The organism is Sphingorhabdus sp. YGSMI21, from assembly GCF_002776575.1.
GTDB lineage: Bacteria > Pseudomonadota > Alphaproteobacteria > Sphingomonadales > Sphingomonadaceae > Parasphingorhabdus.
Genome location: NZ_CP022548.1, coordinates 655,575 through 666,643, shown reverse-complemented (window position 1 = coordinate 666,643; position 11,069 = coordinate 655,575). Strand labels below are relative to the sequence as shown.

Here is an 11,069-nt window from a genome sequence, read left to right as displayed (position 1 = left end):
TCCCCTGAAATGACCGAACAGCTTGATGTCGGCAGCGCGGTTTTGCGCGTGCTGCAGACCGCCGATCCGCTCACCAAGGTAATGGCTGCCCGTCATGCTGCGCGGGAATGGCGGCTGGGGCGGCTGGCGCACGGATTTGGCGAGGCCATGCCGGATATACCGGCGCGCCCTGATCATCCGGTCTTGATGCGGCCGCGCGACATGCCGCGACGCGGCAAGGGCACTTCCGTGCCCCGGCGGATCGCCCTGATCCACGCGCTCGCCCATATAGAATTTGTCGCGATTGATCTGGCCTTCGACATGATCGGCCGGTTCGGATCGCAATTTCCGCGGGAATTTACCGATGACTGGATGCGGGTCGGTGCGGAAGAAGCGATGCATTTCGCTTTGCTGGATCGCAGATTGCGGGATCAGGACAGTCATTACGGAGCGCTGCCCGCTCATGATGGTCTCTGGGATAGCGCAAAAAATACCGCTCATGATGCGTCGGCACGGCTGGCGATTGTCCCGATGGTACTCGAGGCGAGGGGGCTGGATGTGACACTGGAAACCGTCGAGCGTTTCAAGCGGCAGGGTGATGATCTGACGGCGAAGGTTTTACATCGCATCTATAATGACGAGATTGTTCACGTCTCTTTCGGCACGAAATGGTTCGAATATGATTGCAAAAGGCATTATCGGGCCCCGCATGCGCATTGGAAAAATCTTGTAAAAACCCACTTCACCGGCGGGTTAAAGCCTCCATTTAACGACTCAGCGCGCCAGACAGCCGGTCTGACCCGAGAATATTATTATGGCATTGAATAATTAACCGATATGAATTTACACCCGTAAACGCACAACGGGGGCGAAGGTTCCGCCACAAAATTCAAGCCATGGATTTCATGGGTCGCAGATAAAGGTTCGATCATTATATGACCGAAAACATAGTAGTTTTGTTCAAGAAATCTGTGACCAAGATCACAGCAGTTGCCCTCCTCGGTTCGGCAATGATCTTTTCCACCGCTGCCTCAGCGGAAGACGCTGCAGAAGCGGCAGAAGCCAGTATCCCGGTCGATGTTCTGAAAAGCCAGGCCGCCGAAAGCGCACTTGGCGAAGCTGACCCCGCTTTCAAACTTATTTTCGACAAATGGAGCGGCCAGGGGAAAAAGGAAGAGGTCAAGCTGACCATTCCATCTCGCAAGCCGGTAAAAGACTTCACACTGACAAGCTCCTACGGTTTCCGGTCCGACCCCTTCAAGGGCCGTCGCGCCAATCACAAGGGCCTCGATATGGCCGGCCCGATTGGCACACCAATTTACGCCACCGCTGACGGTATCGTCGGACGCGCACAATGGCTGGGCGGCTATGGCAAATATATCGAAATCAATCACGGCAACGGCATCCAGACCCGCTACGGTCACATGTCGCGGCTTAATGTCGAAGCCAATGCACGGGTCAAGAGCGGTGACCTGATCGGCTTCATGGGTTCTACCGGTCGTTCCACCGGCAGTCACCTTCACTACGAAGTGCGGATTGCCGGCGAAGCGGTCAATCCGATCCCGTTCATGCAGTCCAATGATTTCCTGATCGCGCAGAAGCTGAATTCCGGCGTTGCATTGGGCGGCCCAGCGGAATAAGACAGATTTTACACCTTTGGGAGAGGGTGCATCAGGGAGCGGTTAAAGCTTAAGGCTTGCCGCTCCTTTTGATTCTCCCTATCTAAAGATCATGAACCAACTGCTCGCAACCACCGAACAGGATATTATCCTGACGCCCAACGCCGCAAAACGCGTGGCGGCCATTGCCGAAAAACAGGGCAAGGCAGCCATTTTGCGGCTGGCTGTCGAAGGTGGCGGCTGTTCCGGTTTCCAGTATCGCTTCGGCTTGGCGGACAGCATCGAAGAGGATGATATTGCGGTCGAAGAATCCGGCGTGACGCTGGTGGTCGACGAAATCAGCCTCGATCTGGTGCGGGGCAGCGCGGTCGACTTTGTCGAGTCGCTTGGTGGCAGTGCTTTTCAGGTGACCAATCCCAACGCGGCATCTGGTTGCGGCTGCGGCTCCAGCTTCTCTATCTAAGTGAAAATAGCCAGCTTCAATATAAACGGCATCAAGGCGCGTCTGCCGCGCCTGCTGGAATGGCTCGAAGAGACCAGGCCCGATGTTGCCTGCCTGCAAGAAATCAAGACGCAGGACGAAGGATTTCCCGCCGACAAGTTCGAGGAAATCGGCTATGGTGCTATCTGGCACGGCCAGAAAAGCTTTAACGGCGTCGCCATTTTGGCGCGCGATCAGGTTCCGGACGAAGTGAAGCGCGGGCTCGATGGGGAGCCCGAAGACGAGCACAGCCGCTATCTCGAAGCCAATATCAGCGCCAAAGACGGTTCAAAAGTGCGCGTATCCAGTATCTATCTGCCGAACGGCAACCCCCATCCCGGACCAAAATTCGATTTCAAGCTCCGCTGGATGAAGCGTCTGCGCGAGCGGGCTGCCGAAATCTGGGCGGAAGAAGTGCCTGCGGTGCTCGCCGGCGACTATAATGTCATCCCGCGCGACAATGATGTCTATTCGGTCAAAGCGATGCAGAATGATGCTCTGATGCAGCCGGAAAGCCGCCAGGGCTATCGCCGTATATTGAATGATGGCTGGACCGATGCGCTGGGCGTCACCTATCCGGCCGGCAATATCTGGACTTATTGGGATTATCGTAGCGGCGGCTGGCAGCGGGACCAGGGCTTTCGTATCGACCATCTGCTGCTCAGCCCGCTAGCCGCCGACCGCCTTGCAAGCTGCGGCGTCGACAAGGAATATCGCGGGCGGGAGAAGGCCAGCGATCATACACCGGCCTGGGTTGACCTGGATATCTGACGCCCCCGCCGGCGACGGATCGCTTTTTCTAGCTGATCGGCTTTTCGTAAATCAGATATTCGCGGTTGATGGTCGCTTCGATTGCTTCGGCAATCGCCAGCATTCCCTGATTGTCTTCCAGTATCCAGCCGATTTCCGCGCGTTTTGTGCCGAAATTGAGCTTGGCATCGCGGCGAATATATTCGATCAGCATGAACACCATCTGGCTGGCCAGGCGGCTGTTCTGCAATTCCTTTTTGACCCCCATGAGCGGCACGCGCATCGAGTTGGATTTGGGGAAATTCAGCCACCAGAGCAGCTTTGCCCAGCCGAACGGCCATAGCGAGCCGTTCATTGTCTTGATCGCCTCGTTCATGTCGGGCAGCGTCATCATGAAGGCAACCGGTTCGCCTTCCAGTTCCGCGATCCGGATCAGATCTTCGTGAACGATCGGTTTCAGGCTCTTGCCGGCATGTTCGATCTCACGGTCGGTCATCGGGACAAATCCCCAATTGCTCGACCATGCATCGTTGAGAAGATTCATGATAATCGCGGCATCACGGTCGAAATTCTTCTTGTCGACCTTGCGTATTTTTAGTCTTTTGTTGCGCTCGCCCGATGCCACGATCCGTTTGACCAGTTCGGGAAAACCATCCTCTACCGGCAGGTGATAGGTCACCAGCCGCTTCGCGACACGATAGCCCAGATTCTCGATCCATCCCTGATATTCCGCATTGTGGTGCCCCATCAATATCATCGGACTATGGTCATGGCCTTTGGTCAGAACGCCGGGTTCTTCCCAGATCGACATGCTGATCGGGGCAAGCACTCGCGTCATGCCCTGGTCTTTCAGCCATGACTCGGCCTGACGGATCAGTGCGTGCATCACTGCTTCATCGCTGGCTTCCATCATGCCCCAGTTGCCGGTTCCTGGCCCCATGCCCTGTTCGGGCGGCTGTTCGAGCGCCAGTTCGTCGATATGCGCGCTGATCCGGCCAACCACCTTGCCCTGTCTGAGAGCGAGGAACAATTGCACCCGGGCATGTTCGAAAAACGGGTTTTTGCCCGGGGTTATAAGCTTGGCGACTTCGGATCGGAGCGGCGGAACCCAATGCGGGTCATCGGCGTTGAGCTTGTAGGCAATATCGATGAACTCTTTGGTCTGGGCCTTGGTAGTGACAGGTTCTACGACTATATCCTGAGTGGCCACCATATTTTATCCTTCTATATATGCGGCTGGCTGTGGCGTTAATCGAGGCGCAATGTCAAGGGCAGGCGCGCCATTGCGGTCTTGCCCTTGCCATGATCTCGCCACGTTATGTTGCTCTAGGCCAACCAACGATAATGCAGGTGTTTATGAGTTCGACAACTATTTCTCCGAAAAATTCGCCAGCGGCAGCGGCAGATCCGCGCCGGATCAACGCGGCTGTGCCCGTTCCCGAGGATGTCGAGCTGATCCGCACGGCGGCCAAGGTCACGCGCGACCTCAATACGCCCAGGCCGGTCATCTATTGGGCGGATTTCCTGGCATCGGTGGCCGTGGGCTATGGCTCGCTCGCCGGCGCCATTATCAGCCAGTCGACCGGTATCGCCATCGCGTTCGGTCTGATCGCGGTGCTGGCGCTATACCGGGCTGGGAGCTTCATTCATGAACTCACCCATGTCCGGCGCAATGCGCTGCCCGGCTTCCATTTCGCGTGGAATGCCCTGTTTGGCGTGCCGATGCTGATTCCATCTTTCATGTACGAGGGCATTCACAGCATCCATCACCGGACCAAGAAATATGGCACGGTGGAAGACCCGGAATATTTGCCGCTGGCGCTGATGAAGCCCTGGTCGGTGCCGTTGTTCGTGATTGTCGCGGCGCTGGCGCCGGTGGCGTTGTTGTTCCGCTATGCCGTTCTCGGCCCGCTGTCCGCTGTGATACCGCCACTGCGCAAGCTTGTCGTCGAGCGCTATTCGGGCCTGATCATCAATCCCGAATTCCGCCGCAAGCCGCCCGAGGGTGACCTCAAACGCCGCTGGCTGGCCTGCGAAATCGGTGCCAGTGTCTGGGCGATCGCTTTGCTGGCCATGGTCGCGACCGACGTCATCCCGCTGCGCGCCTTTCTGATTTTTCTGGCGGTTATGTCGGGCAGTGTGGTGCTGAACCAGATTCGCACGCTGGTTGCCCATCTTTGGGAAAATGACGGACAGGAAATGAGCGTGACCGCGCAATATCTCGACAGCGTCAATGTCCCGCCGCCGGCAACCCTGCCTGCCTTATGGGCGCCGGTGGGCCTGCGCTATCACGCGCTGCACCATCTGTTGCCGGGGGTTCCCTATCACAGCCTGGGCGAAGCGCATCGCCGTCTGGCGGCGGAATTGCCGAGCGACTCCAAATTCTACCGGGCGGATCATGACAGTCTGTGGACTCTGATCACCGGACTCGTGCGGGGCAGCGCCGGGAGAAACTGAAGCGGCTATTCCTCGGTCCGGATCAGCACGGTTTCGCCGATCAGGAAGAACAGCATGAACGGTGCCCAGGCCGCCAGCAAGGTCGGATAAGCGCCGATATTCCCCATCGCGAGCGCGAAATTGTCGGCGACAAAATAGGCAAAGCCGAGCGCCATGCCGATCACGGCGCGCAGGAACAATTGTCCGGACCGGGCCAGACCGAAAGCGGCGACAGCCCCGAGCAACGGCATCAGGATCGAGGACATCGGTCCGGAAATCTTGTGCCACCAGCCGGCCTTGAGACTCATCGTCGGACGGCCCGCACGTTCGAGTTCGTCAATCGCCGTGCGCAATGCAAAAATCGACAGGCTGTCCGCATCGACATTGGTCAGCGTGAACTGGTCCGGCCGGATCGAATCGCCGATCATCAACTCGGCTTTTGTCTCCTCCGTTCCCGTGCTGACATCAAACTGGGTGACGTCGGTGACTTTCCAGCCTTCGCCGGTGAATCGCGCTTCCTTGCCCTGCATCAGGCTTTTGAGCCCGTTGCCGGTGCGATTGTATATAGTGATGTCCTGCAACAGGACATCCTTGCCGCGGCCGGTCACGGTCCGCGCGTTTATCAGATTATTGCCATCCTTCACCCAGACATTGGTGCGGACATTGCTCTCCGCCGGGATCGGGCCAAATTCGACTTTCTCCCATTGCGACAGTCGGGCGGTGGCAGGCGCGACAATGGTTTCATTGAATATGAAGGACAATAGCGCCACGCCCATGCTGGTGACGATCAATGGTGCGAGAATCTGATGGGCGGAAAGACCGCCCGCCTTCATCGAGATGACTTCGCTGTTCTGGTTCAGGGTGGCGAGGGTGATGATCGTTCCGAGCAGAACCGAAAAGGGCAGAAAACGGGCGACAAGCTGCGGTGCGCGCAGGGACACATAGGTCCATAGCTCGGCTTCGCCATTGCCTTCATAGGCCATGATTTTGCCGCTCTCACCGAGCAGGTCGAGCGCCTGCAGCACCAATACTAACAGGGCAAGAACGGCCAGCGTCCGGATGATGAACATCTTGGCCATATAGATGGCAAGGGTACGGGATGGGAAAAAATCCATGTCCGACTATTCCTTCATCAATGCGCGTTTGCGATTGAAATTGAGCAGCCCCTTGAAAACCCCACCGAATTTGGAGAAGGCCTTTTCCAGAGCGCCGATCGGCTGGCCGCCCGGCACATGGGCTGCGACATGATACATCCATATGATCAGCGCGGCGAACAGGCAGAAGGGCAGCCACAGGGCGATGATCGGATCGATAAGGCCGAGAGCCCCGACGTCCTCGCCATATTCGTTGACCTTATGATAGGTCACAATCATGATGATCGACAGGAATACGCCGAGCGCGGAACTGGAGCGTTTCGGGGGAACCGCGAGCGCCACCGCCAAGAGCGGCAAGAGCAGCATCATCACCACCTCGACCATGCGGAAATGGAAATTGGCGCGGCTTTCGTTGCGTTCGGCAACCGGCCGGTTTTGGTCCTGTCCGACCCGGACCAGTTCGGGTATCGTATACTCCAGATCCTTGCCACCGCGCGATCGGAACGTCTCGATATCGGGCAGGTCGATCGGCAGATCATGGTTGCTGAAGCTTAATATCCGCGGCTTTTCGTAATTCGGTGCGTCATGGACCAGAACGCCGTCGGTGAGCCGCAGGATGATCGTGTCGGGATCGTCAGTCGCCAGAAACTGGCCGTTTTTCGCAGTGACCGAGACAGTCTGCCCTTTCTTGTTCTCGGCGCGGACGAACATCCCGCTCAATTTCGTCCCGTTGTCGCGACTTTCCTCGATCCGCAGGGTCATCCGGTTCCCCAGATTGGTGAATTCGCCAACCTTGATCGACGCGCCGAGCGCGCCTGACCGCAATTCGAAGCGTAATTCCTCGTAATAATAGCGCGAGAGTGGCTGGATAAAACCGACCAGCGCCAGATTGACCAGCATCAGGGCGATGGTGAACAGATAGGGTACCCGGAGCAACCGTCCGTAACCCTGTCCTACTGCGCGGAAAACATCGAGTTCGGAACTCAGGGCAAGCTGGCGAAATGCGAGCAGGATCCCGAGCAGCAGACCGATCGGAATGCCAAGCGACAGATATTCGGGGATAAGATTGGCCAGCATCCGCCAGACGACGCTGACGGGGCCGCCTTCTGCCGCGACAAAATCGAAAAGACGCAGCATTTTTTCCAGCACCAGCAGCATCGCCGCGATCACCAATGTGCTGAACAGGGGCACCGCTATCAATTTTGCCAGATAGCGATCAGTGGAAGTCAGCAGTTTCAACTTGTTGTCTACCTCTCACCATGTTTTCGCCGCAAATCAAATCCATAGCAATCGGTAGATCGGGGGGCTGATTCTTGTCCGTGCCGGAGTAATGGCGCGGGTATAACGACTAGGAGTTACTACGTCATGTTGAAATTTGCGGCATCTATCGCATTATCGACTACTATTTTGCTTTCTTCTGCCCCTGCATTTGCCGGCGGCCGCGTCATACCCAATGACATGCGCCAGTGCCAGTCCGGCAAGGGACCCGCTGTAAAAGTGGAAATCGAAGGTCTGAAAGAAGCCACTGGCAAGGTTCGCGTCCAGAGCTATCGTGGCACCAAGGACGAATGGCTGAAAAGCGGCGCCTGGCTCTCGCGCATCGAAGTGCCGGTCAGCGCTAAGACCATGACTTTCTGCCTGCCGTTCAGCCAGACCGGCGAATATGCGATTGCGGTGCGTCACGACCTTAACGGCAACGGCAAGACCGACCTGTCCAGCGACGGCGGCGGCATGTCGAACAATCCGAGCATCAACATCTTCAACCTTGGCAAGCCAAGTTACAAGAAAACCAAATTTGCCCTTGGCAATGAGGTTAAATCCATCCGCATCACCATGAAATATATGTGATGTATTCAGCACGCGGGACAATTTGGGGCTAATTCATGGCAAATGTCGCACTTCTTTCCAATCCGAACTCAACCGGAAACCGGTCGATTTTGCCAGAAGTGCGCTCCTACTGCGTGAAGAACAGCGATGTTTTCCACTATGAAGTCGATCATGTCGATGAAATTGCCAAGGCGCTGGAGACCATCGCCCGTGTGAAGCCGAAGGTGCTGGTCATCAACGGCGGTGACGGCACGGTGCAGGCAGCGCTGACCGAATTGCACCAGGGTGGTCATTTCGGCGACAATCCGCCACCGGTTGCGGTACTGCCCAATGGCAAGACGAACCTGATCGCACTTGATCTGGGCGCCGAGGGCAATCCGCTGAAGGCGCTGGAACGGATCGTCGAGCTGGCCAAACACGATTTGCACGAACATCTCGTCGACCGGGAACTGATCGCGCTGTCCGACGGCAGCAAGGATAGCAAGGTCGTGCTCGGCATGTTTCTCGGCGGAGCCGGACTGTCGGAATTCATTCTCTATTGCCGCCACAAGATCTATCCGCTGGGCCTGCCCAACGCGGCCGCGCATGTGCTGACGGTTTTCGCCGCACTGGCGTCCGTTTTGTTTGGAATAAAGGGCAAGTTTTTGCCGAAGCGGTCGACGCCGATCAAGATATCGCTGATTCGGGATGGTCAGTTCCAGGGCAATTTTGCGGTGTTGATCGTCACCACGCTGGAGAAGCTGTTGCTGATGAAGCGATCCATGCGGAACAAGAATGCGATTGGCCGCATGCAGTTTCTGGCCATTGACCAGCAGGCCGGAGCGATAGTGCGTTTTCTGCTCTCGGTGATTTTCGGTCGGCTGGGAAGAAATGTCCAGAAGGGTATCCATCTGGAGCGCGGAGACATGATCCGGATCGAGGGCGACGGCAGCAATGTCCTGATGGATGGCGAGCTTTTCTCCGCCCAGCCGGGACAACCGATCGTGCTGAAATCAACCAAGCCAGTATCCTTCCTTCGGCTCGCTGCCTGAGCTAAGGCGTTTCGCGTGAGCGAACTCAAGACATTGATTGCACAGGAACTGGCCCAGCCCGTCGACAGCCGGGTGTCGGCCTTTGCCTCCTCGATTGCCGCGCAATATGGCGAGGCGTCGCGGGCGGTACTATTCTACGGTTCCTGCCTGCGGTCCACCGAGCTCGACGGGCAGATGCTCGATTTTTATCTGATCGTTTCGGATTACGAGGCGGCTTATGGAAAAAGCTGGCTGGCGGCAGCGAACAGGCGCTTGCCGCCCAATGTCTTCCCGGCGGAACATGACGGACTGGTTGCCAAGGTGGCGGTCCTCAGCGAGAAGGATTTTCACAGGCTGAACCGCATTGGTGCCAGCGCGGTCAGCGTCTGGGCCCGATTTGCCCAACCCTCGCGGCTAGTGTGGCAGGCCGACGAAATGGCGCAGACGAAGGTGGTTGAAGCGATAGAAGGCGCTTCCATCACCTTGTTCGATATGACTTTTCCGATGATGGATATCGACACGGAACATCATATCGTCGATCTCTGGAAACGGGGTTTCGAACTGACCTATGGTGCGGAGCTGCGAGCCGAGCGGAAGGACCGCTCCGGTTCGGTGGTGGACTCTGATCCTCATCGCTATGCCCGCTTTGGTCCGGCCGTGATGGCGACGATTGCCGAACGGGACGAGGCGCGAGGCCGGAAACTCAAAATTGTCGCATCCCGTGATGCGGTTGAAAAAAGATGGCGGCAATTGCGGCGCAACGGCAAAATTCTCACGCTCGCCAGACTGGCCAAGGCGTCCGCCACCTATGCCGGCGGGATCGACTATCTGGCGTGGAAGATCAACCGCCACGCCGGGACGGATTATGTGATCAAACCGTGGCAACGCAAGTGGCCGATATTGGGCGCGCTGGTGATGCTGCCGCGGTTGATTGCGGGTGGAGCGATCAAGTGAGCCCGTCATGCAAATGATTCCGTCACCCTGAACTTGTTTCAGGACCCCGGGCGTCCGAACCGCAAGATGGTGGCAAGAGTGACGAGATCCTGAAACAAATTCAGGATGACGAGATGCTAACGGTCCTTGTAATCCGGCTTCCTCTTGGCAAAAAAGGCCTTCGCCGCCTCGCGGCTGTCTTCGGTCATCGAGAGCATCACCTGCTGCCGGTCCTCGATGGCGAGCGCCGCCTCGAAACTTTGCGCATCGATATTGCGGTTCAGGGCATCCTTTGACAGGCGCAGGCCCATTGGCGCGGTGTCGAGCATCTCCTCGGCCAGGGACAGGCCGGTCGATAGCAGCTTGTCCTCTTCGACCATCTCGCTGATCAACCCGTATTTCTCCGCCCGTTCGGCATGGATGAAACGGCCGGTCAGGATAAGCTCGGCAGCAATGGAAGCACCGACCATGCGCGGCAGGAAATAGCTGGAACCCATGTCGCAGCCGCCGAGGCCGATCTTTATATAGGCGGCATTCATCTTCAGCGAGGGCGCGCCAAAGCGGACATCGCTGGCCAGTAACAGCGAAAAACCGCCGCCGCAGGCCGCGCCTTGCGCCAGCGCGATAATCGGCTGCGGGCATTGCCGCATCAGCTGCATGACCGTGGCGATTGATCGCTGCGTCCGCCAGACATGCTGCACCTGGCCCCGCGAGCCGTCATTCTTCCAGCCACCAATGTCGAGACCGGCACAAAAGGCGCGGCCTTCGGCGCGGAACAATACGACCCGGACCTCTGTGCGTTTTTGCAACTCGCGGAAGTAATCCTGCAGCGCGAAGATCATTTCCTCGTTCATCGTGTTGAGCTTGTCGGGGCGGTTGAGCGTCAGAATCTCGATCGCGCCGCGTTGTTCGATTTGGATAGAATTGGTCATTTGCAGGT

General features: G+C 57.4%; 12 protein-coding genes. 8 read left to right on the top strand and 4 right to left on the bottom strand.

Annotation, left to right across the window (positions count from 1 at the left end; translation table 11 throughout):
* Positions 1 to 9 precede the first annotated feature (9 nt).
* The 4 genes from CHN51_RS03090 (at position 10) to xth (ending at position 2,850) form a co-directional block, all read left to right on the top strand.
* A complete protein-coding gene (locus tag CHN51_RS03090; RefSeq protein WP_100092702.1) occupies positions 10 to 807 on the top strand; it encodes a ferritin-like domain-containing protein in 798 nt (265 codons plus the stop codon).
* A gap of 143 nt (positions 808 to 950) precedes the next feature.
* Complete coding sequence (locus tag CHN51_RS03085) at positions 951 to 1,619, top strand: M23 family metallopeptidase (RefSeq protein WP_240616847.1); 669 nt, start codon at positions 951 to 953, stop codon at positions 1,617 to 1,619.
* Between the two features lie 91 nt (positions 1,620 to 1,710).
* A complete protein-coding gene (gene erpA, locus CHN51_RS03080; protein WP_100092700.1) occupies positions 1,711 to 2,061 on the top strand; it encodes an iron-sulfur cluster insertion protein ErpA in 351 nt (116 codons plus the stop codon).
* Positions 2,062 to 2,850 carry an exodeoxyribonuclease III gene (xth, locus tag CHN51_RS03075; protein WP_100092699.1) on the top strand — a complete coding sequence of 263 codons (789 nt, stop codon included), beginning with the start codon at positions 2,062 to 2,064 and terminating at the stop codon, positions 2,848 to 2,850. It abuts the gene before it with no gap.
* Between the two features lie 28 nt (positions 2,851 to 2,878).
* Here the strand turns inward: xth and CHN51_RS03070 are convergent, their stop codons facing one another.
* Positions 2,879 to 4,039, bottom strand: coding sequence for an N-acetyltransferase (locus CHN51_RS03070; RefSeq protein WP_100095401.1), 1,161 nt, complete (start codon positions 4,037 to 4,039; stop codon positions 2,879 to 2,881).
* 146 nt (positions 4,040 to 4,185) lie between these two features.
* Here CHN51_RS03070 and CHN51_RS03065 point away from each other — a divergent pair, with 146 nt between their 5' ends.
* Positions 4,186 to 5,286: a fatty acid desaturase gene (locus CHN51_RS03065; RefSeq protein WP_100095400.1), complete on the top strand. Its 1,101-nt coding sequence runs from the start codon at positions 4,186 to 4,188 to the stop codon at positions 5,284 to 5,286.
* A gap of 5 nt (positions 5,287 to 5,291) precedes the next feature.
* Here the strand turns inward: CHN51_RS03065 and lptG are convergent, their stop codons facing one another.
* Both lptG and lptF read right to left on the bottom strand, forming a co-directional pair.
* Positions 5,292 to 6,380: an LPS export ABC transporter permease LptG gene (gene lptG, locus CHN51_RS03060; RefSeq protein WP_100092698.1), complete on the bottom strand. Its 1,089-nt coding sequence runs from the start codon at positions 6,378 to 6,380 to the stop codon at positions 5,292 to 5,294.
* Between the two features lie 6 nt (positions 6,381 to 6,386).
* On the bottom strand, positions 6,387 to 7,592 hold the full coding sequence (lptF, locus tag CHN51_RS03055) for an LPS export ABC transporter permease LptF (RefSeq protein ID WP_100095399.1): 1,206 nt from the start codon (positions 7,590 to 7,592) through the stop codon (positions 6,387 to 6,389).
* Between the two features lie 132 nt (positions 7,593 to 7,724).
* Here lptF and CHN51_RS03050 point away from each other — a divergent pair, with 132 nt between their 5' ends.
* The 3 genes from CHN51_RS03050 to CHN51_RS03040 are packed head-to-tail and all read left to right on the top strand — an operon-like array spanning position 7,725 to position 10,150.
* Positions 7,725 to 8,207 carry a DUF2141 domain-containing protein gene (locus CHN51_RS03050; protein ID WP_100092697.1) on the top strand — a complete coding sequence of 161 codons (483 nt, stop codon included), beginning with the start codon at positions 7,725 to 7,727 and terminating at the stop codon, positions 8,205 to 8,207.
* A gap of 35 nt (positions 8,208 to 8,242) precedes the next feature.
* Complete coding sequence (locus tag CHN51_RS03045) at positions 8,243 to 9,217, top strand: acylglycerol kinase family protein (RefSeq protein WP_100092696.1); 975 nt, start codon at positions 8,243 to 8,245, stop codon at positions 9,215 to 9,217.
* Positions 9,218 to 9,232: 15 nt separating this feature from the next.
* On the top strand, positions 9,233 to 10,150 hold the full coding sequence (locus CHN51_RS03040; protein WP_100092695.1) for a hypothetical protein: 918 nt from the start codon (positions 9,233 to 9,235) through the stop codon (positions 10,148 to 10,150).
* A gap of 116 nt (positions 10,151 to 10,266) precedes the next feature.
* On the opposite strand, the gene CHN51_RS03035 is transcribed toward CHN51_RS03040, so the two are convergent.
* Positions 10,267 to 11,061, bottom strand: a complete 795-nt coding sequence (locus CHN51_RS03035; protein ID WP_100092694.1) for an enoyl-CoA hydratase-related protein — start codon at positions 11,059 to 11,061, stop codon at positions 10,267 to 10,269.
* Positions 11,062 to 11,069: the final 8 nt, after the last annotated feature.